General features: G+C 32.9%; 25 protein-coding genes and 2 tRNA genes. 12 read left to right on the top strand and 15 right to left on the bottom strand.

Going from position 1 to position 20,900, the window contains the following annotated elements:
* Positions 1-19 precede the first annotated feature (19 nt).
* Positions 20-766, top strand: a complete 747-nt coding sequence (locus ABZP37_RS02615; RefSeq protein WP_366185377.1) for a succinate dehydrogenase/fumarate reductase iron-sulfur subunit — start codon at positions 20-22, stop codon at positions 764-766.
* A gap of 127 nt (positions 767-893) precedes the next feature.
* On the opposite strand, the gene ABZP37_RS02610 is transcribed toward ABZP37_RS02615, so the two are convergent.
* Positions 894-1,661: an enoyl-CoA hydratase/isomerase family protein gene (locus ABZP37_RS02610; protein ID WP_366185375.1), complete on the bottom strand. Its 768-nt coding sequence runs from the start codon at positions 1,659-1,661 to the stop codon at positions 894-896.
* A 128-nt stretch (positions 1,662-1,789) separates the two neighbouring features.
* On the opposite strand from ABZP37_RS02610, the gene ABZP37_RS02605 reads away from it, so the two are divergent.
* A tRNA-Ala gene (locus tag ABZP37_RS02605) sits at positions 1,790-1,863 on the top strand.
* Positions 1,864-1,904: 41 nt separating this feature from the next.
* Here the strand turns inward: ABZP37_RS02605 and mtgA are convergent.
* From mtgA to pdxA, 7 genes are all read right to left on the bottom strand, one after another.
* Positions 1,905-2,651 (bottom strand): monofunctional biosynthetic peptidoglycan transglycosylase, encoded by a 747-nt coding sequence (gene mtgA / locus ABZP37_RS02600; protein ID WP_366187464.1) that lies wholly within the window; start codon positions 2,649-2,651, stop codon positions 1,905-1,907.
* A 150-nt stretch (positions 2,652-2,801) separates the two neighbouring features.
* Entirely contained in the window at positions 2,802-4,148 is a 1,347-nt protein-coding gene (gene accC, locus ABZP37_RS02595; protein WP_366185373.1) for an acetyl-CoA carboxylase biotin carboxylase subunit, read from the bottom strand.
* Positions 4,149-4,243: 95 nt separating this feature from the next.
* Positions 4,244-4,720: an acetyl-CoA carboxylase biotin carboxyl carrier protein gene (accB, locus tag ABZP37_RS02590; RefSeq protein WP_366185371.1), complete on the bottom strand. Its 477-nt coding sequence runs from the start codon at positions 4,718-4,720 to the stop codon at positions 4,244-4,246.
* Positions 4,721-4,744: 24 nt separating this feature from the next.
* A complete protein-coding gene (locus ABZP37_RS02585; RefSeq protein WP_366185369.1) occupies positions 4,745-5,743 on the bottom strand; it encodes a beta-ketoacyl-ACP synthase III in 999 nt (332 codons plus the stop codon).
* A 175-nt stretch (positions 5,744-5,918) separates the two neighbouring features.
* Entirely contained in the window at positions 5,919-6,116 is a 198-nt protein-coding gene (gene rpmF, locus ABZP37_RS02580) for a 50S ribosomal protein L32 (RefSeq protein WP_073242095.1), read from the bottom strand.
* Between the two features lie 9 nt (positions 6,117-6,125).
* The gene (locus ABZP37_RS02575) at positions 6,126-6,671 is read right to left on the bottom strand and encodes a DUF177 domain-containing protein (protein ID WP_366185367.1); all 546 of its coding nucleotides are present in this window, start codon (positions 6,669-6,671) and stop codon (positions 6,126-6,128) included.
* 90 nt (positions 6,672-6,761) lie between these two features.
* A complete protein-coding gene (gene pdxA / locus ABZP37_RS02570) occupies positions 6,762-7,805 on the bottom strand; it encodes a 4-hydroxythreonine-4-phosphate dehydrogenase PdxA (RefSeq protein WP_366185365.1) in 1,044 nt (347 codons plus the stop codon).
* A 58-nt stretch (positions 7,806-7,863) separates the two neighbouring features.
* On the opposite strand from pdxA, the gene ABZP37_RS02565 reads away from it, so the two are divergent.
* Positions 7,864-8,451 (top strand): riboflavin synthase, encoded by a 588-nt coding sequence (locus tag ABZP37_RS02565; protein ID WP_366187463.1) that lies wholly within the window; start codon positions 7,864-7,866, stop codon positions 8,449-8,451.
* A gap of 44 nt (positions 8,452-8,495) precedes the next feature.
* Here ABZP37_RS02565 and ABZP37_RS02560 read toward each other — a convergent pair whose 3' ends face one another.
* Complete coding sequence (locus ABZP37_RS02560; protein WP_366185363.1) at positions 8,496-8,738, bottom strand: hypothetical protein; 243 nt, start codon at positions 8,736-8,738, stop codon at positions 8,496-8,498.
* Between the two features lie 553 nt (positions 8,739-9,291).
* On the opposite strand from ABZP37_RS02560, the gene ABZP37_RS02555 reads away from it, so the two are divergent.
* The 4 genes from ABZP37_RS02555 to ABZP37_RS02540 all read left to right on the top strand — a co-directional run bounded on the left by ABZP37_RS02555 (position 9,292) and on the right by ABZP37_RS02540 (position 12,386).
* Positions 9,292-10,524, top strand: coding sequence for a site-specific integrase (locus tag ABZP37_RS02555; protein WP_366185361.1), 1,233 nt, complete (start codon positions 9,292-9,294; stop codon positions 10,522-10,524).
* A gap of 132 nt (positions 10,525-10,656) precedes the next feature.
* Positions 10,657-10,962, top strand: a complete 306-nt coding sequence (locus ABZP37_RS02550) for a helix-turn-helix domain-containing protein (protein WP_366185360.1) — start codon at positions 10,657-10,659, stop codon at positions 10,960-10,962.
* Between the two features lie 298 nt (positions 10,963-11,260).
* Positions 11,261-12,097 carry a hypothetical protein gene (locus ABZP37_RS02545; protein ID WP_366185359.1) on the top strand — a complete coding sequence of 279 codons (837 nt, stop codon included), beginning with the start codon at positions 11,261-11,263 and terminating at the stop codon, positions 12,095-12,097.
* A complete protein-coding gene (locus ABZP37_RS02540) occupies positions 12,087-12,386 on the top strand; it encodes a hypothetical protein (protein ID WP_366185357.1) in 300 nt (99 codons plus the stop codon). Before ABZP37_RS02545 ends, ABZP37_RS02540 begins: the two co-directional genes overlap by 11 nt.
* A gap of 176 nt (positions 12,387-12,562) precedes the next feature.
* Here ABZP37_RS02540 and ABZP37_RS02535 read toward each other — a convergent pair whose 3' ends face one another.
* Complete coding sequence (locus ABZP37_RS02535; RefSeq protein WP_366185355.1) at positions 12,563-12,772, bottom strand: hypothetical protein; 210 nt, start codon at positions 12,770-12,772, stop codon at positions 12,563-12,565.
* A gap of 184 nt (positions 12,773-12,956) precedes the next feature.
* Between ABZP37_RS02535 and ABZP37_RS02530 the strand changes: the two genes are divergently transcribed.
* Together ABZP37_RS02530 and ABZP37_RS02525 are read left to right on the top strand one after the other, a co-directional pair.
* Positions 12,957-13,976 (top strand): HNH endonuclease, encoded by a 1,020-nt coding sequence (locus ABZP37_RS02530; RefSeq protein WP_366185354.1) that lies wholly within the window; start codon positions 12,957-12,959, stop codon positions 13,974-13,976.
* 8 nt (positions 13,977-13,984) lie between these two features.
* Complete coding sequence (locus ABZP37_RS02525) at positions 13,985-14,350, top strand: HIT family protein (protein WP_366185353.1); 366 nt, start codon at positions 13,985-13,987, stop codon at positions 14,348-14,350.
* Positions 14,351-14,436: 86 nt separating this feature from the next.
* Here the strand turns inward: ABZP37_RS02525 and ABZP37_RS02520 are convergent.
* Together ABZP37_RS02520 and mce are read right to left on the bottom strand one after the other, a co-directional pair.
* Positions 14,437-14,510: transfer RNA gene (locus tag ABZP37_RS02520), tRNA-Ile, on the bottom strand.
* A gap of 141 nt (positions 14,511-14,651) precedes the next feature.
* Positions 14,652-15,053, bottom strand: a complete 402-nt coding sequence (mce, locus tag ABZP37_RS02515) for a methylmalonyl-CoA epimerase (RefSeq protein ID WP_366185352.1) — start codon at positions 15,051-15,053, stop codon at positions 14,652-14,654.
* A 159-nt stretch (positions 15,054-15,212) separates the two neighbouring features.
* Between mce and ABZP37_RS02510 the strand changes: the two genes are divergently transcribed.
* A complete protein-coding gene (locus ABZP37_RS02510) occupies positions 15,213-16,874 on the top strand; it encodes an Ig-like domain-containing protein (RefSeq protein ID WP_366185350.1) in 1,662 nt (553 codons plus the stop codon).
* Here the strand turns inward: ABZP37_RS02510 and ABZP37_RS02505 are convergent.
* The gene (locus ABZP37_RS02505) at positions 16,871-17,638 is read right to left on the bottom strand and encodes an amidohydrolase (protein ID WP_366185348.1); all 768 of its coding nucleotides are present in this window, start codon (positions 17,636-17,638) and stop codon (positions 16,871-16,873) included. The two genes, ABZP37_RS02510 and ABZP37_RS02505, sit on opposite strands and share 4 nt — an antisense overlap.
* 438 nt (positions 17,639-18,076) lie before the next feature.
* Between ABZP37_RS02505 and ABZP37_RS02500 the strand changes: the two genes are divergently transcribed.
* Positions 18,077-18,529 carry a 6-carboxytetrahydropterin synthase gene (locus tag ABZP37_RS02500; RefSeq protein WP_366185347.1) on the top strand — a complete coding sequence of 151 codons (453 nt, stop codon included), beginning with the start codon at positions 18,077-18,079 and terminating at the stop codon, positions 18,527-18,529.
* Between the two features lie 23 nt (positions 18,530-18,552).
* Complete coding sequence (locus tag ABZP37_RS02495) at positions 18,553-19,308, top strand: UDP-2,3-diacylglucosamine diphosphatase (protein WP_366185345.1); 756 nt, start codon at positions 18,553-18,555, stop codon at positions 19,306-19,308.
* Here the strand turns inward: ABZP37_RS02495 and ABZP37_RS02490 are convergent.
* Both ABZP37_RS02490 and ABZP37_RS02485 read right to left on the bottom strand, forming a co-directional pair.
* Positions 19,305-19,661, bottom strand: a complete 357-nt coding sequence (locus ABZP37_RS02490; protein ID WP_366185343.1) for a hypothetical protein — start codon at positions 19,659-19,661, stop codon at positions 19,305-19,307. The genes ABZP37_RS02495 and ABZP37_RS02490 overlap by 4 nt on opposite strands.
* An 82-nt stretch (positions 19,662-19,743) precedes the next feature.
* On the bottom strand, positions 19,744-20,793 hold the full coding sequence (locus tag ABZP37_RS02485) for a glycosyltransferase family 9 protein (protein WP_366185341.1): 1,050 nt from the start codon (positions 20,791-20,793) through the stop codon (positions 19,744-19,746).
* Between the last annotated feature and the right edge of the window lie 107 nt (positions 20,794-20,900).

The following is a 20,900-nucleotide window of genomic DNA, read 5'->3' as shown; positions in this document are numbered from 1 at the left end:
GACTTTCAAACTTAAAAGTATGAAACTTACATTAAAAATATGGCGTCAAAAAAACGCCCAAGATAAAGGAGCAATGGTTGATTACAAAATCGACGGAATTGAACCTGATATGTCATTCCTTGAAATGCTTGATGTATTCAATGAGCAACAAATCAATACCGGTGGTGATCCAGTAGCTTTTGACCACGATTGTCGCGAGGGAATCTGCGGAATGTGTTCTTTGTTTATTAATGGTGAAGCACACGGACCAGATAGAGGAGTTACGACTTGTCAATTACACATGCGTATGTTCAAGGATGGAGATACGATTACGATCGAGCCTTTCCGTGCAGCCGCTTTTCCAGTAGTGAAAGATTTAGTTGTGAATAGAAGTGCTTTTGATAGAATTCAGCACGCTGGTGGATTTGTATCTGTAAATACTTCAGGAAACACTATCGACGCAAATACAATTCCAGTAAACAAACAAGATGCTGATGCTGCTTTTGATGCTGCAACATGTATTGGTTGTGGTGCTTGTGTGGCTACTTGTAAAAACTCTTCGGCTATGTTATTCGTTGCTGCCAAAGTTTCTCAATATGCTTTATTACCACAAGGTCAAGTTGAAGCTGTTGATCGTGTGTTGAACATGGTAAAACAAATGGATGACGAAGGTTTTGGTAACTGTACCAATACTGGAGCTTGCGAGGTTGAGTGTCCAAAAGGTATTTCTCTAGAAAACATCGCTCGTATGAATAGAGAATATTTGTCTGCAAGCATGAAAGGATAATTTTAGAAATAGAATTTCTTATATAACAAAAACGCATTCATTAATTTGGATGCGTTTTTTGTTTTAGTTGCGAAGGCAAATTCAATTGTCACGAATGAATTAGTTAAGTTAGCTTTTAGTAAAATATTTATTTTTTAAACGCTGCCAAAGCATTTTTGGCAAAATCAGACAGCACTAGTCTTCCTGTGATTTCGGCTCTTTCAATTAATAAAGATTCCCAGTGTTCAGTGTCTGCCCAAATTACTTTTTTCATTTCGAATAAAGCTTCGGGATGGTAAGAGGCTAGTTTGTTGACGAATGTTGTTATGGATTGATCTAGTTGTTCGATATCTGGAAGAACTTCTGCAAACAATCCTTTTTGTTGTGCCCATTCCGCAGTTTTCCATTTGTCTGGAGCTAATGCCATTTCTGTCATCGCTGTTTTACCAATTTTGCGACTAACAGCAGGCTCAATCACAAACGGACCCACACCAATAGAAATCTCGGATAATTTTATAATACTATTTTCAGTTCCAAAAGCATAATCACAGGCTGAGATAAGTCCAACTCCTCCACCAACTGATTTTCCTTGTATGCGACCAACAATTATTTTCGAACAGGATCGCATGGCGTTGATCAAATTGGCAAAACCAGAGAAAAAACGAATCCCTTGCTCGGTGTTTTGAACGTCCAAAAGTTCATCAAAAGAGGCGCCTGCACAAAAAACCTTTTCGCCTTCGCTCTGTAATATAATTACTAAAACTTCCTTATTATGACTAAGTGAATTCAGTTCGTTTGTTAGTGCATCCAGCAATGCTATTGGAAAAGAATTACTGGCAGGATGTCCAAAGGTTACCTTTGCAATTTTATTGTTAATTGAAGTAGTAAGTGTTCCTTTTGTATTTGGTGTTGGCATAATATATAACAAGGTTTGACGTAAAGTTATAAATATTAATTGAAAATAGTGTCAATTAAGCAAGTTTCTAAAGTTGCGTAAATAGTTGCTTAACCAAACGTTTATTATATTATATTTACATAAGTTCTGGGGGATTAGCTCATTTGGCTAGAGTGCTTGCCTGGCAGGCAAGAGGTGATCGGTTCGAATCCGATATTCTCCACATAAAAAAACTCAAGTCTTTCGGCTTGAGTTTTTTTGTTTTTAGTCGTATTTTATTGGGCCGATAGTGTTCATAACCCTTGAGATTTTTGTTTTTCTATTGTTGATATAGGAGGATGAGCTTGTAGCTTTGAATTTTCTTGGACTAGGTAAAATGGCAGCAATTCCAGCAGCTTGAATTGGTGTTAAACTACTGCAATCCTTACGGTACCAATATTGTGATGCTGCTTCCGCTCCATAAATTCCATCTCCCATTTCGATGCTGTTCAGGTAAACTTCCATGATGCGTTCCTTGCCCCAAACAAGCTCAATTAAAACTGTGAAATAAGCTTCCAGGCCTTTACGCAAGTAGCTTCTTCCTTGCCATAAGAAGACATTTTTGGCAGTTTGTTGACTAATTGTGCTTCCTCCTTTTATTTTGCGACCACGTTCATTGTTTTTGTAAGCTTTTTGCAAAGCACCAAAGTCAAATCCATTATGTGTTAAAAACAAACCGTCTTCACTAGAGATTACTGCTTTCTGTAAATTGGTCGAAATGTTTTCAATTGGTTCCCAATCGTGGCTAAAAATCGCATCTTTACCCGAAGTTTTGTTTTCAATAATTCGAATAATCATTAAAGGAGTCAACGGTACCGGAACAAATTTAAAGAGTACTACAAAAAATAGTGAGATTCCAAAAAACCATAAGATTAGTTTAAATAAAAATGTTTTTAGGGTACTCATATTAGTTTTTGTTTCTTTTTTGATTGGTTTTTTTGATGTCTTTTTTGGAGTAGTTCTTATTCCCATTATAAATGTAATTGCTGTTATCTTTAGGCCCTCTAAAGTACTCATTCTTTAGAAGAACTAGATTAAGCAAAATTACTTTTTTTAATGATTATGTCCATTTGATTTTTAAAATTAAACATAAAAAAACCCACTTTTCAGTGGGTTTAGTATTTATTGTGGATCTTTCATTTTAAAAGTATCCATAAAAGCAGTTGTATAATCTCCAGCAATGTATCGTGGGTCATCCATTAATTGTCTGTGGAAAGGAATAGTTGTTTTAATTCCTTCTATAACAAACTCGTCTAATGCTCTTCTCATTTTGCTAATTGCCTCATCACGGGTTTGTGCTGTGGTAATCAATTTAGCAATCATAGAGTCATAGTTAGGCGGAATGGTATATCCTGAATACACGTGAGTGTCTAAACGTACACCGTGACCACCTGGCATGTGTAAAGTAGTGATTTTCCCTGGTGAAGGTCTGAATTCATTGTATGGATCTTCAGCATTGATACGACATTCAATAGCGTGTAATTTAGGTAAATAATTTTTACCAGAAATAGGTACACCAGCAGCAACTAAAATTTGTTCACGAATTAAATCATAATCAATTACTTGTTCAGTAATAGGGTGTTCCACCTGAATACGAGTATTCATTTCCATGAAATAGAAATTACGGTGTTTGTCAACCAAGAATTCTACCGTTCCAGCGCCTTCATATTTAATATATTCAGCAGCTTTTACAGCAGCTTCTCCCATTGCTAGACGTAATTCGTCTGTCATGAATGGAGAGGGAGTTTCTTCTGTTAATTTTTGGTGTCTTCTTTGTACAGAACAATCTCTTTCAGAAAGATGACAAGCTTTACCGAATGAATCTCCTACTACTTGAATTTCGATATGACGAGGCTCTTCGATTAATTTCTCAAGATACATTCCGTCATTTCCAAAAGCAGCAGCCGACTCTTGACGAGCGCTTTCCCAAGCTTTCAGTAATTCTTCTTCTTTCCATACGGCACGCATTCCTTTACCACCACCACCAGCGGTAGCTTTTAGCATAACAGGAAAGCCAAACTCTTTTGAAAGTTGAAGTGCTTGTTCGTAAGATTCTAAAATCCCAACAGAACCAGGAACACATGGAACTCCTGCTTCAATCATAGTTGATTTTGCCGAAGCTTTGTCTCCCATACGGTCTATCATTTCTGGAGCAGCTCCAATAAATTTGATTCCGTGTTCTTGACAGATTTTAGAAAATTTAGAATTTTCAGATAAAAATCCGTAACCTGGGTGTATTGCATCTGCATTTGTAATTTCAGCAGCGGCAATAATATTTGACATTTTCAAATAGGACAAGTTGCTTGGGGGTGGTCCAATGCAAACTGCTTCATCAGCAAAACGTACGTGCAAACTTTCTGCATCGGCAGTTGAATAAACTGCGACAGTTTTGATGCCCATTTCTTTACAAGTTCTAATTACACGAAGTGCAATTTCCCCTCTATTTGCAATTAATATTTTTTTAAACATCTATTTTGAGTTATGAGTTATGAGTTATGAGTTTTTTGAAATCATGAAATGCTTAAGAAACAATTCATAATTTATAATTCATAATTTATAATTAATTAAGATGGATCAACTAAGTACAATGGTTGGTCAAATTCAACTGGAGACATATCGTCTACCAATATTTTTACAATTTTACCTGAAACTTCAGATTCGATTTCGTTGAATAATTTCATTGCTTCAATTACACAAAGTACGTCTCCTTTGGAGATAGTACTTCCTACTTCTACAAACATTGGTTTGTCTGGAGATGGTTTTCTGTAAAAAGTTCCAATGATTGGAGATTTAACAGTGATGTATTTAGACTCTTCAACGACAGGAGCAGCAGCTACTGGTGGAGCTGCAACTGGTGCTACAGGAGCAATTGCTTGATGTACTGGAGCATGTGGAGCATGTTGTACATAAGTTGTTTCAGTAGAGTTACCTTCTAAAGTTGTTCTAATAGTGATTTTTATATCATCCATTTCTAACTTAACTTCTGCAACACCTGTATTTGAAACAAATTTGATTAGGTTCTGAATTTCTTTTAAATCCATAATTGGTCTATTTTTAGTTTAAATTTATTTTTTGTCGTATGCCCATTTTAAATAAACAGACCCCCAAGTGAATCCTCCACCGAAGGCTGCAAAAATAATTGTATCACCTTTTTTAAACAAATGTTCAAAATCACTGATTACAAGAGGTAGAGTTGCTGATGTAGTGTTTCCGTATCTTTCGATATTCATCAGTACTTTTGATTCCTCTAAATTCATTCTGTTTGCTGTTGCGTCAATAATCCTTTTGTTTGCTTGATGTGGAATCAACCAATTAACATCGTCGTTAGTAAGGTTGTTTCTTTTAAGGATTTGTTCGCTAGCATCAGCCATATTGGTAACTGCATATTTAAATACAGTTTTCCCGTCTTGCATGATGTTATGTCTATTGTCAGTAACTGTTTGCATGGTTGTAGGTACTAATGAACCTCCAGCTGGAATTTTAAGAAAATCACGACCAATTCCGTCACTTCTTAAATATTCATCCTGAAGTCCTAATCCTTCAAAATTTGGTTCAAATAAAACTGCACCTGCTCCATCTCCAAAAATAATGCAAGTGGTTCTATCCGTATAATCTACAATAGAAGACATTTTATCAGCTCCTATTAAAAGTACTTTTTTGTATCTTCCTGACTCTATATAAGCAGCGGCAGTTGACATACCGTATAAAAAACTGGAACAGGCAGCTTGTAAGTCATATGCAAAAGCATTTGTAGCTCCTATTTCAGTAGCGACATAAGCTCCTGTAGCGGCAACAGGCATATCTGGCGTAGCGGTGGCCATTATTATCATATCTATTTCTAGAGGATCTATATTGCCTTTAGCTATTAAATCTTGCGCTGCTTTAATTGCTAAAAATGAAGTTCCTTTATCAGCATCTTTAAGGATTCTTCTTTCTTTAATTCCTGTACGAGATGTTATCCATTCGTCATTTGTATCAACCATTGTTTCTAGAACTTTGTTTGAAAGTACAAAGTCTGGGACATAAGCTCCTACAGCGGTTATTGCGGCGGTCATTTTATTCATATTATGTCTATTTTTTATCAAATGTAGCCATTTGAAAAAATGTTTAAAAGGTTTGAAAAGTACAAAAAAAATATCTAAACCAATTGCTTTAGAGCTTCTTATTTAAGGAAAATTATAAACAACAAAAAAAACTCTCACCAAGTGAGAGTTTATATATCATCTATAAAAAAATGCATTAAGCAAAAGTAGCTTCTGACTTGTCAATAACAACTTGTCCTCTGTAGTACATTTTACCTTCATGCCAATAAGCTCTGTGGTATAAATGTGCTTCACCTGTAATAGGGCAAGTAGCAATTTGTGCTACGGTAGCTTTATAATGTGTTCTTCTTTTGTCTCTTCTTGTTTTCGAGATTTTTCTCTTAGGATGTGCCATTTTACTATATTATTTATCCGTTAATAGTTGCTTTAATTTGTCCCAACGCGGGTCAATATCTTCTGTTTGTTCTTCTTTATTTTCTTTTTCTTCTTTGACTGCTAATTCATTCAATTTTTCAAGAGCTTCGGATTGTAAACTTCCATCTTTTACTCCAGGGTGTACACGTCTTTGTGGGACGGATAACACAATCATTTCATAAATATACTGTGCTGTATCTATTTCAAATTCTCCGAAAGGTATAATGAGTAACTCTTCATTGTCATTGTTGAATTCTTCTCCAAATCGAACAATTAATTTCATTTTTCCTTTGATGAGTAAATCAAAATCCTCACCGGTTAGGTCACAAGGTACATTGACTGTTCCTTTGTGTTTGAAATTCAATTCGAGCATGTTGTTTTGTTTCTCTAAAACAACACTAACTTTAATGTCTGAATTTTGATATTCATCATAATCAAAGATTTCAAAGAACTCATTATTTAATTGATACTCAAAAAGATGTTTTCCGGTCTTTAATCCTACGAATGGAATTAAATATTCTTTTATCTTATTCATTTAAACAAATTTTTGCCCCAAACTTCGGGAGTGCAAAGATATAAAATTATTATAAACCTAATAAAGTTATTTATCTTTTTTTATTTACAATTATTTTTCTTTTACTTTTAGTGGGTTTTTACTCATTTCTTGGTACTGAATTCTTGAGCGATAGATGTCTATTGCTAAGTAAACGGCTTCCTTAAATGAGTTGAAATCAGCTAGTCCTTTCCCTGCAATATCGTAGGCTGTGCCGTGATCTGGGGATGTTCTGATCTTATTTAGACCAGCAGTATAATTTACTCCTTTACCAAAGGATAAAGTTTTAAACGGAATTAGCCCTTGATCATGATAAGTGGCGATAATGGCATCATATTTTTCATATTGACCACTTCCAAAAAAGCCATCGGCAGCAAAAGGGCCAAAAACTAAGGTTCCTTTGCTGTATATTTTCTCTAGTGTAGGTTTTAATATAGCGTCATCTTCATTACCTATTACGCCGCCATCTCCACAATGAGGATTCAAGCCTAAAACTGCAATTTTGGGCCTAATAATGTTGAAATCTTGTATTAGAGATTGTTTTATGGTCTCAATTTTCTTTTTGATTAAGTTTTCAGTCAGGGAGCTTGATACTTGGTTTAAAGGAACATGGTCTGTTAGAAGTCCTACTCTTAAATTCCCTTGTACCATCATCATCAGGGCATCTCCTTCTAGCTCTTGATTTAAATAATCAGTATGCCCTGGGAACTTAAAGCTATCTGATTGGATATTGTATTTGTTTATTGGAGCGGTAACTAGTACGTCTATTAAGTCTTCTTTTAATGCATTTGTACCTGCTACAAAAGATTTAATAGCATATTCTCCAACGTTGTCATCATTGGTTCCTAGATTCAGATCGACACCTTCTCTCCAAACATTGAATACATTTATCTTCCCAGGTAAAATTTGGTCTAATTTATCTATTCCGTGTAAAGCAACAGCAGAATCTAAATTTTTCTTGATAAATGACATTATTTTGACATTGGCAAAAATAACGGGTGTACACAGCTCTAGCATCCTAGAATCTTCAAATGTTTTTAACACCACTTCGCTTCCAATACCGTTTAAATCTCCAATTGAAATTCCTACGATTATATTTTCTGCTTTTTTCATCATGACCACAAGTTATTTATTGCTAATTTTGAAGTGCAAATTTAGTAAAATAAAACAAGAAATGTTTACAGGTATAATAGAAACCCTTGGTGTTATCCAAGAAATCAGGAAAGAAAAAGGTAATATTCATGTGACTGTTGATTCTTCAATCACTAATGAACTTAAAATAGATCAAAGTGTGGCTCACAATGGTATCTGTTTGACGGTTGTTGGAATAATGGAGAATTGTTACACGGTTACCGCAATTGATGAGACGATTAAAAAGACAAACTTAGCGGACTGGCAGGTGAGTGATCAAGTCAATCTAGAGCGAGCTATGAAGTTAGGGGATCGTTTAGATGGTCATATTGTGCAAGGACATGTGGATCAAATAGGGGTTTGTGTTTCTGTTGATAATGCTAATGGAAGTTGGATTTATACTTTTGAATATGATGAAGCGCTGATTAATATCACTATCGAAAAAGGTTCGATAACGGTAAACGGTGTCAGTTTAACAGTGGTTAATTCAAAGAAAAACCAATTTAGTGTTGCGATTATCCCTTATACTCATGAGCATACTAATTTCCATGATTTCAAAGTAGGGACTAAAGTAAATCTTGAATTTGATGTTATTGGTAAATATGTGTCAAGGCTTTATTCTAATAAATAAAATTATTCTATTTTAGGAAAACAAAACAAAGCAAAACGCATGATTTAAACCATGGGTTTTGTATTTTGATTGTATTTGTAAATGACATAAAAACCAAGTATTATGGATATGATAATAAGCCAGAATATATGATCGTCTATCGGTAGTCCTGGAGGAGATGGTGGTTTTCCGGTAAGTGATGGAGTTGGGGGGGCGTTGCCTTTGTTTTTATCATTTTTCGCAAAAATTTCCATTATCCCAAAAAGGAAGGTGATTAATAGGAATAATTTGTTCAAAACAATTTTCATAATTTTTATAAAGTAATGAATCACTACTTAAAAGTAGTAAATCAATTTTTGAAAATTAAATTTTTAACATTGACTACTGTTCTTTTATCAAAAATTAGAATCAAAGTAACGACAATGAAATGAAAATATATAAGATTTTCCAATTTTAACTATAAAAAGTAGATTTTTTCGTTAAAATGCATAAAATGAAATTCGGAAAATTCTTTAAATAACATTGTTGTAATGAATATCTATTTTTAGAAATGTTTAGTTGACGGTTCTCTGTTTGGTGTTTACGCAAAAAGTGCCTTTGTGGTTTTTTGTTCCTCATTCGTCCCTTAAAAATAAAAAAGCCTCGTAAAGTACTAGTTTACAAGGCTTTTTAAACTTAAAATGTGGTCCCACCTGTACCACCTGTATTTTTACTAAATTTTGCTAAATATTACTGTATTTAAGGCTTTAAGCCTTGTTATTACTTATTTTATTGCAAAGCTAAAAAAAGCTAAAAAAGACCAAATAAAAAAATTTCGTCCCCTCATTCGTCCCCTGTGAATATTTTATTATATTTGTTTCTATGGCAAAAGCGAAATTTATACTAAAAGAACCAAGTTCAAAAACTGATACTTTAGTTTATCTATTTTATAATTATCAATACTCTAGATTTAAATATTCAACAGGAGAGAGTATAAATCCTAAATTTTGGAATCCTACAAGCCAAAGAGCTAAAGAAACAAAACAATTTCAAGAATATCCCGAATTTAACGCAAGACTCGGTAAAATTGAAAATGCAATCAATAATGTATTTAGAAGATTGTTAAATGATGGAATTCAACCAAATAATACTTTACTAAAAAAGGAGATTGAAAATGAATTAAGTGATAATCGATTGAAGCCTCGAAAACAATCTTTTCTATCTTTTATTGAAAGCTACATAAAAGAGAGCTCTTTGAACAAACGTGAGGGAACAATAAAAGTTTACAACACTACTTTTAAGTACTTAAAAGAATATTCGTTAAAATATAAAACTATAGAATTTGAAAGCATCACTTTAGAATTTTATAATCAATACACCTCGTTTCTTTCATTAGAACACAAACTGTCAGCCAATACAGTGGGTAAACATATAAAGACTATAAAGTCATTTATGAACGAAGCAACTGAAAGAGGTTTAAATGAAAATCTAGAATTTAGAAAAAAGAAATTTAAGACTATAAGAGAAGAATCAGACACTGTTTATCTAAGTGTTAAAGAACTACAGCAATTTGAAAAATTAAAATTATCTGCAACTCCTAGATTAGACAAAGTAAGAGATTTGTTTTTGATTGGCTGTTATACTGGTTTGAGATTTTCTGATTTTACGCAAATTCAGCCCGAAAATATTAATAAGGAGAACACAATGCTTTTTATTAGAACTCAAAAAACTAGTGAACGTGTTGCAATTCCATTGCATAAAACTGTTAGAACTATATTGAAAAAATACAATAATATACTTCCTAAAGCATATACAAATCAAGTAACTAATACCTATTTAAAAGAGGTAGCGAGTTTAGCAAAAATAAAAGAGCCGATCGAAACAACTATAACTCGTGGCGGAAAAGTAGAAAAATCAGTCTTACCAAAATTTAAACTTATTTCAACCCATACTGCCCGTAGAAGTTTTGCAACAAATTTATATATTGCAGATATTCCCGCAATTTCAATAATGAAAATAACAGGACATAAAACAGAACGTTCTTTTATGTCATATATAAGGATTACGCAAGAACAAAATGCAGACAAACTTTTGACTCATGCTTTTTTTAAATAACATAGTTAGCGAAAAAAAGTACGCAAAAAACACCCAAAACTAGTCAAAATTAGTCAAAACTACCCATTACCCAAAAGCACTTTGATAGATTATTTTTATTTGCTCCATTATAAACTTAAATACAGTAAAATAATGGCAAATTTAACATTCAACACTTTCGAGTTATCAGACTTCGAAAACGCATTTCACAAAGCTTTTGAAAGAGCAATTAAAGAATTTATAAATCCTCTCAAATATCAGGATAAGGATTTAAAATCAAGAAAAGAAACCGCTAGGGTTCTAAACATTTCATTACCTACACTTCATCTTTTTACTAAAGAAGGAATCATTCGTGCTTATCGTATTGGAAACAGGGTTCTCTATAAAGCAGAAGATATAGAGAACGCTTTGAAAGTTATTGTTTCAACTAATCATAGAGGACGAAATAATGGAAACTAATAAAAATGATTACTCGGTTATTGTGTTTCTAGAGAATCAAACAAAGCCTAAAAAATGGAACTATGTCCATAAACTAAACGGCTTTTCTATGTTTCTAAATAATTCACATCCAACGTGGAAATATATGAATGTTTACGAACGTAGAACAAGTAAGTTTCTTAAACAATTTCAAAAAGGAAACTTCATTCCTCCGTTTCTCTAGACCTTTTTTTTTAACCTTTAAAAATAAGCACCTTCAATAAAAACCTTTAATAAATAACCTTTTAATGGTTTTAATTAATGTGCAACGATTCAGATTATGATAGTCAAAAACACATACGGAACAAGTGTCTCGTTTTCGGTTCGGGAGTTTGGAGTTATTCCAAAAGATGAGTTTACAGGTTCTTCACTTCAAAGAAAGAAGCAAGAACCCAAAGCAGAAAAGAAACCCACACCAGTAGAAAACATTAAAAAAATGCGGTCTCTATCTCGAAAGTCAAAGCAAAAAATCAGAAAGAAAATAATTTGCTTTGCAAGATGCTACAAACGATTAAGTTTTGTTACTCTAACTTTTCTAAACCAAGTAACTGACGAACAAGCCGTAAATCTACTGCGCAAGTTTATTGATAACGCAAAAAAGAGAAGTGAAAACTTCCAATACATATGGGTAGCAGAAAGACAAACTAAAAATGACTTTTTCAAGGGGAATGTTCATTTTCACATGATAACCAACAAATATTGGAAAATTGAAAAGTGGTGGAATTACTGGCTTGACCTCCAAAAGAAAAACGGAATAGTACCAAGAGACATAAACTATAAACCTTCCTCCGCTTTTGATGTGAGGCAATTGAATTCGAATAACATCAGGTCGATAGCTTCTTATGTAACAAAATATGTTACTAAAAACAGTGATAAGTTTGATTGTCAAGTTTGGAACTGCTCAAGACAAGTATCAGAGTTGTACACAGACTTTTATACAGATTCCAGCTTTGTAGATGAGTTTAAAAAATTAGACGCTATACTCAAAGAGTTTGAAGTTAAAGACCATTCAAACAGACCAGTTATAAATGTAAAAATGATTAACCTAAACAGGCAGACTTTAAAACTATATAAAAGATTAGATGATAAAAATAAAATAAATCAAAATGAAGAATAATAAAGCAAACTTTAAGGAGTTGCCATACAATGTGAAATTTGCAACAACTAACTCAAATAATGAAAAGGATTTCATAACCGAAGTTTTAATCGCAAATTTAATTAACAACGGCATATCATTCAATACATTTTTGGAATATGCGGATAGTATAGAAAATAAAAAGATCAGAGAAGAAAGTATAGAAAACACAACAAATATTATATTAGATTTTATTTCTCTCAATCCTGAATTTGCGGAAATATTAGAAAGGAATAATAAAGCACATGAATTTTTAAATTCTCTTAAGTGAAATTTGAATACAAAATAACACCTAAATCTAGATAATTTTAAGTTATATATGGCGTTGATTCAATATAACAAAGTAAATGCTTTTTGATTTTATTGAAAGGTTATAAATAAAAAATAAAATTGAAGTTATACTATTACAAACGAAAGGGGTTATTTGACCCCTTTCATCTTAAGTTCTTATTTGTGTTGCCAGCAGAACGAGTCTCCTGAATTTGAAACACAATGTTTACACTGATTCCCAGTGCTTTTAGCAGTTGCTCTGCATTGCCCGTAATTGCAAGCAGTAACTTCAGTAATATTTTTTGGTGTACTTTTTTCAATAGTACAATCAGCTGAACTAAAGCTTAAAAAACCAAAAGCTAGTAGTGATAATAAAATTTTTTTCATAATTTTAAAAATAGGTTTATCAAATGTAGGAAAAAATTCCAAACTTAATGATATTGTTAGAGTGGAATACAGAAAAAAACTTGTTAATAATATTGAAAATTTAGATTTAAAAGATTTATAGTATTTTTATGTTTTTAAAGAATTAAAATTTTTTAAAGTTGTTAAAACTAAATTAAATCGATAAATGCTAACAAAATTCCAAATAAACGACCCGTCAATAGAATCTCAATGGAGAGCAATTATACTATTTGGGAAAAATTCAGCAACTTATAAGTTTGCCTTTGCAAAAGCATTACTAGAAACAATTGAAAAAGAAAAAACAAAAATTTCATTGGAAGAGTTATCTATTCCATTCGCAAATTCGATTGTTGACCATCTACAAAAAAGTGACAAACAAGGAAACTCTGTTACTAGTACTTTTCTAGAGGGTTGTAGGGGGTTTATAAAAGGAGATATGAAACCAGAAGATTTATATAGATTAACTGAGAAATATGGCTTTGTGAACGTTATTGATGCGTTTCAAAACGTAAATGGAGGAGCTGTCAGTAATACTTTTTACGAAAAAAACTTTATAGGAGGTAAAAAAGAAATAGTAATCACGGACAACCTTTTAAAAATTAAAGAACTATTTCAATATAGGAATTTAAATCAAGAGGTTGAAGCACGGTGGAATCTTGTTGAAACGGCATGGAATTTAAAAATTAATCCAAATTTACTTGAAGTAAATTATGATGAAGAAAAATCTTTGTTTTTTATCGAAAGTAATGTAATGCAACGAATAGATATAACATCAGTAAGAGACGCTTTGAATGGTTATCAGAAAGGGAAATGTTTTTATTCGCTTCAAGATATTTCAATTAATAAAAATAATTTAAATATTTGCCAAGTCGATCATTTTCTACCCCACATAAATAAAAAAGAACATTGTAAAAATGGCGCTAATATTAATGGAGTTTGGAATTTAGTTTTAGCAGATAGTAACGTAAATCTCAATAAATCTGCAAAAATTCCTGATGTCCGATTTCTTGAAAGATTATATGATAGAAATGAATATTATATAGAAAGCAAGCATCCACTTGCTGAAACAATAATAAATCAAACTGGCTTGACAAAAAAGCAAAGAAGAAACTTTTTGCAATTTCAATATAATTTAGCTTTATCGCTTTCAATTCAACGTTGGAGACCTGAATTCGAATTAATATAAATATTTTAATGAAAAACTTTTTAGAAATACCTCAGGACAAAATTATTGAACAAAACGAATGCTTTTTTATAATCAAAGATACATTTCCTGTATCTCCTGGTCATTTATTAATAATTAGCAACAAAATGAGGTCAGACTTTTTTTCATTAACAAATGAAGAAAAATCCTTATTGTCGAAATCTATTGATAGGGCAAAAGAATTAATAGAATTAGACTTCAAACCTGATGGATATAATATTGGAATGAATTGCGGTGAATCAGCAGGGCAAACAGTTTTTCACTTTCATTGTCATGTTATACCAAGATATATTGGAGATATGGAAAATCCAAGAGGTGGCGTTAGACATAGTATTAACGGAAAAGGCTATTATTAAATAAAAAATCCGTCCCCTCATTCGTCCCCTGAAATTAAAAAAGCCTCATAAACATAATGTTTATAAGGCTTTTCAAGTGTTAACTGTGGTCCCACCTGGGCTCGAACCAGGGACCACCTGATTATGAGTCAGGTGCTCTAACCAGCTGAGCTATAGGACCGGTTAAGAGTTTGCAATATTACTATTATTTTTCGTTTGTGCCAAATATTTTTCAATTAGTTTTCTTGACCAGTTTAAAATAATTATTTGTAATTTGAAAATCAGTTGATTTCTAGAATACTACAATATAACTTTTTCTCTTTTATTTGATTTCTTCGCATAACTCTATCAATACTCCATTAGAGTTTTTGGGATGTAAGAATACAATTCGTTTATTATCTGCTCCTTTCTTAGGGATTTCATCTACAAAAATAAAACCTTCTTTTTTTAATCTAATGATTTCCGTTTCTAGGTTTTCGACCTCAAAAGCAATGTGGTGAATTCCTTCCCCTTTCTTTTCGATGAACTTGGCAATAGCACTTTCAGGCTGTGTCGCTGCCAAAAGTTCGATTTTAGTAGAGTCCGTTTTAAAAAAAGTAGTAAAAACACTTTCGCTAAGTACTTCCTCTGATTTATAAGCAGTAACGCCAAGTAGTTTTTCAAAAAGCAAATGAGATTCGGTCATGTTTTTGACCGCAATTCCGATATGTTCTAGTTTTTTCATTTTTTTATTCAAATCATTGTCAGGCTCTCACAAATTTACAAATTAATACTTTGTTTGGATTGGATATTAAAATTTAAATCCCAGACCTATAATAATGCGTCAAAAATTTCAATTACCGTAAATATAATTGTTATTTTGTATCCTTTAATTTGATAACTCATGTTCAAAAATAATTTTGCTGCTTTTTTGATTGTACTTTCTTTCTTGTTAGCAAGTTGTGCTAAAAGAGGAAGTATCACAGGTGGACTAAAAGATACCTTAGCGCCAGTTTTAAAAAGTAGTTTTCCTAAAAACTTCACCACTAATTTCAAAGAAAAAGAGATTCGGCTTGGTTTTGATGAATATGTAAAACTAAAAGATTTAAGTAAGCAACTCATCATTTCGCCTCCAATGAAGCAGGAGCCTTTGATTTTACCAACGAATGCAAGCAAATTATTGACTATAAAGATCAAAGATACCTTGCAACCCAATACAACTTATAGTTTCAACTTCGGGCAGAGTATTACAGATAATAATGAAGGTAATCCTTTAAATCAATTTAAATACGTTTTTTCAACTGGGTCTTATATCGATTCTCTCTCATTGGGAGGGAAAATTAAGGATGCTTTCGAAAAAGAACCAGATAATTTTGTTTCCGTTTTATTGTATGAAATGAATGAAAAATTTAAAGATTCAGTTGTCTATAATGAAACTCCTAGATATGTTACAAATACTTTAGATAGTCTTAAGACTTTTCGTTTAGAGAACTTAAAAGCAGGTAAATACCTATTAGTAGCGATCAAAGACAACAATAAAAATAATAAATTCAATCCCAAAGAAGAAAAAATTGGATTTATCAAGCAGGCTATCACGATTCCTAATGACACGCTTTATGAATTAGAGTTATTCAAGGAAGTGATTCCTTTTAAAGCAAATAAACCTTCTCAGGTTTCGGGGAATAAATTGCTTTTGGGGTATGAAGGTAAACATGATTTTGCTAATTCAAAACCAAAAGTGGTGTTGAAAAACGGAAATGAAGTTATTCCTAGTATTATAACGCAAATGCCTAAAAAAGATTCGTTACATATATGGTACAAGCCTATTAAAGTAGATTCACTAAACGTTGAGATTGTTAGAGAAGATTATAAACAAAATCATACGATTCGAATAAAAGATCAAAAGAAAGATACATTAAGTGTTTCGGCACTTCAAAGTGGTAATTTGGGTTTCAGGGAACGCTTTACCTTAGAAACTACAACGCCTTTGGTCAAAATTGATAAGTCAAAAATGAGTTTGACCAATGCTGTCGATGAAAAAGTGGAATTCCAAACAGAACAGGATGAATTCAACCAGAAATTGTTTTTCTATTTCAAGAAATCACCAGATGAAAAATATAAGTTGAGTATTCTGCCAGGCGCGTTAACTGATTTTTTTGACAAGGAAAATGACAGCCTTACTTATAGACTAAGCACTAAAACTATTGCAGATTACGGGAACTTAAGAATAAAATTGCAAAATGTAAAAAAGTTTCCAATAATAATTGAATTGACCTCTTCAAGTGGAGAAGTTAAGGCTGAAGAGTACAGTACCGAAGCAACGTCTATCGATTTCAATTTGATAGTGCCAGCATTATATAATGTCCGAATTATTTATGATGATAATAAAAACAGACGCTACGATACTGGAAATTATTTAGCTAAAAAATATTCAGAAGAAGTGGTTTATTTCTCCAAAGAAATCGATGTACGGGCCAATTGGGATGTAGAACAAAATTTTGACGTCAGTCAGCCCTACGTTCCTGAGGTTAAAAAGAAGCCCGCTAAAAAGAAAAATAATTTTTAGTACTTAAGATCAAAAAAATCGCGGTCATTCAAGAAATTGAAACGTTTTCGTGTTTCCGCTACTGTATTTTGATAGATGTCAGTTACAAAAGTGTCATCAGTTTCCAGAGGTGAAATTTTGTAATCACCTGTTGGTGCGATAAGTTGTGAGTGGCCGTTATAAGCCATCCCGTTAGCATCAATTCCAATTCTATTCACTCCTATGGTGTAGCAAATATTTTCAATTGCACGCGCTCGTAACAAGATGTCCCAAGCTAAAACTCTCGTTTCGGGCCAATTAGCAACGTATATCAACAAATCATAATTTTCTACATTTCGAGAAAAAACGGGGAAACGCAAATCATAACAAACCAAAAGGCAGATTTTCCAACCCAAATAATCAACAATCAATTTTTGCTTTCCGGTGGTATAAATTTTTTCCTCACCTGCGAGGGTAAAGAGGTGTCGCTTGTCATAAAACTGAATTTCACCCGAAGGAAAAACGAACAATAACCGGTTATAATAGTTGTTGTTTTCAGTGATCACAAGACTTCCTATAAGTGCACAATGACGAGATTTTGCCAGCTTTTGCATCCATTGTACCGTTGCGCCAGTCATCGTTTCGGCCACTTGTGCAGGATTCATGGTAAAGCCCGTACTAAACATTTCAGGCAAAACAATTAAGTCAATAGCTAACTCAAGCCCGCTAATTTTATCCTCAAATTGTCTTCTATTAGCACTAGGATTCTCCCAAACCAATGCCGATTGTACCAAAGCTATTTTCATCACCACTATTTTTGATAAAGATAATCATTCTAACTAAAATAATTAGGAGCAGAATGATTAGTAATTCAAGGTCACCTCGTCCCGTTCCCGACGCTTCGGGACGCTACAATCTCTAGTTTTTGCTAGCGCAACACTAGAGGGTTTTCACTGCTATCGGGGCTAAAGAGGAAATTATTGTTTTCATAAAAATCGTGTTGAATTTAGAAGATATTTTTTAGCAACAAATTTCACGAATTTACAGGAATAAGATATCTGCCCGAACATAATTCGTGGAATTTGTCTTTTTGAAGTTTTTAAAATTCGTGCCAATTCGTGTAATTCTTGGCAACAATTTTTTTGCTTTTTTCGACCATACATCAAAGTGATTGCCATGTTGCATTTACTATGTTATCAATTCTCATTTCAATTCACTAAATTTGCAGTCAAAATAAAATCCAAATGAGCAACATTAGAATCACCAAACAATTCAATTTTGAAACCGGACACGCCCTTTATGGTTACGATGGTAAATGTAAAAATGTACACGGTCACAGTTATAAATTGTCAGTTACGGTGATGGGTCGCCCGATTACAGATCGTTCAAATGTGAAGTTTGGAATGGTGATTGACTTCTCCGACTTGAAGAAAATCGTTAAGGAAGAGATTGTTGATCAGTTTGACCACGCTACTGTTTTTAATGAAACAACACCTCATATAGAATTAGCAAAAGAATTACAATCTCGTGGACATCACGTGATTTTGGTAGATTACCAACCCACTAGTGAAAATATGGTGATTGATTTTTCTCAAAGAATTATAAGCCGTTTGCCAGAAGGAATTACATTATTTTCTTTGAAATTACAAGAAACCGAATCTTCGTTTGCGGAATGGTATGCTGCCGATAATCAATAATTCTAATCTTTGAATTCTATTTCATGCTATTAGCCAATAATAAAAAAATATATTTTGCCTCCGATCAACATTTTGGAGCACCAACAGCCGAGTTAAGTTTGCCACGCGAAAAGAAGTTTGTCGCTTGGTTGGACGAAATTAAACAAGATGCTGAGGCGATTTTTCTATTAGGCGATTTATTTGATTTTTGGTTCGAATATAAAACCGTAGTTCCCAAAGGTTTTGTACGTGTTTTAGGCAAATTAGCCGAAATACGTGATAGTGGGATTCCAATTTACTTTTTTGTGGGAAATCATGATTTATGGATGCGTGATTACTTTGAAACCGAATTGAATATCCCGGTTTACTATGACAATCAAGAATTTAAGTTTTGTGGAAAAACCTTTCTAATTGGTCATGGAGATGGTAAAGGTCCCGGAGATTTAGGATACAAACGCATGAAAAAAGTATTTGTACACCCGTTTTCCAAATGGCTTTTTGGTTGGTTACACCCAGATATTGGGGTAGGTTTGGCGCAATATTTATCGGTTAAAAATAAAATGATTTCAGGCGAATCGGACGTCAAATTCTTAGGTGAAGATAAAGAATGGCTCATCTTATATGCTAAACGAAAACTGGAAACAAAGCACTATAATTATCTTATTTTTGGTCACCGTCATTTGCCTATGATTAAATCAGTAGGCGAGAATGCGGAGTATGTAAACTTAGGAGATTGGATTTCTTATTTTACCTACGGCGTTTTTGATGGTGAAAATTTTGAAATTAAAGAATACGTTTAATTTCTGCCCGTTCCCCAAAGGTATTCGTCTAACTCAATTTTGAATAAGGTTGTTGAAACCAAATTGTTCATTAGCGTCATTTCGTGGATTGACATAGCCAAATCTACTTCGTGAAAAGGTGTTTTAAGTAAATATTTAGCACAATTATTTTTGAAGTCACAATCTTCGCAGCAATGATTTTTAGAAATACTATCCTCAATCAAACATTTGAAGTCTAAAAGCTCTTTCGGGTTTAGTTGCAATCCCGTTTCTTTAAAAACGAGTTGAACTTTATCTCTTGAAAGATATTCGTCTTCTTTCCAGTAAAAGGAAACTCCAAATTCATTTTGATATATGTGTTGTATTTCTTTCATCGTAGTAGGTCTATGACGCAAATATATGAAAACTTTATTATTTAGAATGAATAAAAATAAAAATATAGTTCTTGTGGTCTACTTATAGACTAAGTTGCTTTTTTGCAGTCTTAATAATAGCGTCGGCGTCAAATAGATCGGTGTCTACGGCTACACTACCATTACCATAAGGGCCGTATTTTTGTGCACTAGTTACCGAAAAAAGTCCTAAAACAGGTTTTTGTGACGTACTTGCTAAGTGCATAATACCACTATCGGCACCAATAAAAAGAGAAGTGTTTGCGATTAAGGCAGCGATTTCCCGTACATCTTTACTGTAAAAAGTAGTTGCCTTAAAGTCAATTTGCGATACATTTTCAACGGGCAAAACTTCGACGATGTTATAGTCAGGAAAAGCATTTTTTAGTTTTTCGTAAAAAGTACTCCACCATTCAGTAGAATAACATTTTGTGCCAGTGGCGAAAGTAAAGATGCTGATGGTTTTTTTATCATTTGGCACCAAAGTATCCAAAATTGTTTTAGCGTCTTTAATTTCAGTTTCGCTAAGTTTTATGTTCAAAGAAGGAACGGCTTTGTCTGGGTTAGGGTGTCCCAACTGTTCTAAATAATGTCTAAATTCATAGACAGGGAATTTTGCAAAGTGATTATAATCTGAAAATTTATTTTTGACTGTTTCATTTTCTTCTCCAAAAAACTTAAAATTAGAATTCGCCAACTGAGTGGATAATCGTCCTGATGATGATCCCTGATCGATATTAAGAACCAAATCGTAATTTTTCTTTTTTAGTTTAAACCAAACTAAAATGTATTTAAAGATTTCATTAAAAGGTTTTCGAGGTAGTATAACATAATTATCAACGGTTTTATAGTTTTTAAAAATAATTGGCGCTAGTCCGCCTCTTACAAATAAATCAATTTTACAATCTGGGAAAGTGTCATTAATTTCTTGAACTAGTGGTGTGATTAATAGTAGGTTTCCTAAACGATTATTTGGTCGATTGATTAGCACATTTTTAAATATAGCTTTAGAACTAGTGTCAAAATTTTGATTTCCTTTTGTAGTTCCAATATATTTGGTTAAACCATGTGTGATTTTTCGGCGGATAATATTTATATATATTTTAAAACTCATACTGTATTGCTGTTTTATCCATAATAGGTATTTGATGTTATGGACTTTTTTTTTGTAAATTTATGGAAATGATTTTATAATTGTCTCCAACTTCGAAAAAGATATTT

This window comes from Flavobacterium ovatum (genome assembly GCF_040703125.1).
In the GTDB taxonomy this organism is placed as follows: domain Bacteria; phylum Bacteroidota; class Bacteroidia; order Flavobacteriales; family Flavobacteriaceae; genus Flavobacterium; species Flavobacterium ovatum.
Note: the sequence above shows the minus strand (reverse complement) of the source record. Positions and strands in the feature narration are given on the sequence as shown.

Excerpts from the sequence above, each read along its gene's own strand:
- ABZP37_RS02485 (WP_366185341.1), bottom strand. The coding sequence starts at position 20,793 with ATGAGTTTTAAAATATATATAAATATTATCCGCCGAAAAATCACACAT.
- ABZP37_RS02530 (WP_366185354.1), top strand. The coding sequence starts at position 12,957 with ATGCTAACAAAATTCCAAATAAACGACCCGTCAATAGAATCTCAATGG.
- ABZP37_RS02585 (WP_366185369.1), bottom strand. The coding sequence starts at position 5,743 with ATGAATAAAATGACCGCCGCAATAACCGCTGTAGGAGCTTATGTCCCA.
- ABZP37_RS02535 (WP_366185355.1), bottom strand. The coding sequence starts at position 12,772 with ATGAAAAAAATTTTATTATCACTACTAGCTTTTGGTTTTTTAAGCTTT.
- ABZP37_RS02550 (WP_366185360.1), top strand. The coding sequence starts at position 10,657 with ATGGCAAATTTAACATTCAACACTTTCGAGTTATCAGACTTCGAAAAC.
- ABZP37_RS02490 (WP_366185343.1), bottom strand. The coding sequence starts at position 19,661 with ATGAAAGAAATACAACACATATATCAAAATGAATTTGGAGTTTCCTTT.
- ABZP37_RS02615 (WP_366185377.1), top strand. The coding sequence starts at position 20 with ATGAAACTTACATTAAAAATATGGCGTCAAAAAAACGCCCAAGATAAA.
- ABZP37_RS02610 (WP_366185375.1), bottom strand. The coding sequence starts at position 1,661 with ATGCCAACACCAAATACAAAAGGAACACTTACTACTTCAATTAACAAT.
- ABZP37_RS02495 (WP_366185345.1), top strand. The coding sequence starts at position 18,553 with ATGCTATTAGCCAATAATAAAAAAATATATTTTGCCTCCGATCAACAT.
- ABZP37_RS02555 (WP_366185361.1), top strand. The coding sequence starts at position 9,292 with ATGGCAAAAGCGAAATTTATACTAAAAGAACCAAGTTCAAAAACTGAT.
- ABZP37_RS02565 (WP_366187463.1), top strand. The coding sequence starts at position 7,864 with ATGTTTACAGGTATAATAGAAACCCTTGGTGTTATCCAAGAAATCAGG.
- ABZP37_RS02500 (WP_366185347.1), top strand. The coding sequence starts at position 18,077 with ATGAGCAACATTAGAATCACCAAACAATTCAATTTTGAAACCGGACAC.
- ABZP37_RS02575 (WP_366185367.1), bottom strand. The coding sequence starts at position 6,671 with ATGAATAAGATAAAAGAATATTTAATTCCATTCGTAGGATTAAAGACC.
- ABZP37_RS02510 (WP_366185350.1), top strand. The coding sequence starts at position 15,213 with ATGTTCAAAAATAATTTTGCTGCTTTTTTGATTGTACTTTCTTTCTTG.
- mce (WP_366185352.1), bottom strand. The coding sequence starts at position 15,053 with ATGAAAAAACTAGAACATATCGGAATTGCGGTCAAAAACATGACCGAA.
- mtgA (WP_366187464.1), bottom strand. The coding sequence starts at position 2,651 with ATGGGAATAAGAACTACTCCAAAAAAGACATCAAAAAAACCAATCAAA.
- ABZP37_RS02525 (WP_366185353.1), top strand. The coding sequence starts at position 13,985 with ATGAAAAACTTTTTAGAAATACCTCAGGACAAAATTATTGAACAAAAC.
- accC (WP_366185373.1), bottom strand. The coding sequence starts at position 4,148 with ATGTTTAAAAAAATATTAATTGCAAATAGAGGGGAAATTGCACTTCGT.
- ABZP37_RS02540 (WP_366185357.1), top strand. The coding sequence starts at position 12,087 with ATGAAGAATAATAAAGCAAACTTTAAGGAGTTGCCATACAATGTGAAA.
- ABZP37_RS02545 (WP_366185359.1), top strand. The coding sequence starts at position 11,261 with ATGATAGTCAAAAACACATACGGAACAAGTGTCTCGTTTTCGGTTCGG.
- rpmF (WP_073242095.1), bottom strand. The coding sequence starts at position 6,116 with ATGGCACATCCTAAGAGAAAAATCTCGAAAACAAGAAGAGACAAAAGA.
- ABZP37_RS02560 (WP_366185363.1), bottom strand. The coding sequence starts at position 8,738 with ATGAAAATTGTTTTGAACAAATTATTCCTATTAATCACCTTCCTTTTT.
- ABZP37_RS02505 (WP_366185348.1), bottom strand. The coding sequence starts at position 17,638 with ATGAAAATAGCTTTGGTACAATCGGCATTGGTTTGGGAGAATCCTAGT.
- pdxA (WP_366185365.1), bottom strand. The coding sequence starts at position 7,805 with ATGATGAAAAAAGCAGAAAATATAATCGTAGGAATTTCAATTGGAGAT.
- accB (WP_366185371.1), bottom strand. The coding sequence starts at position 4,720 with ATGGATTTAAAAGAAATTCAGAACCTAATCAAATTTGTTTCAAATACA.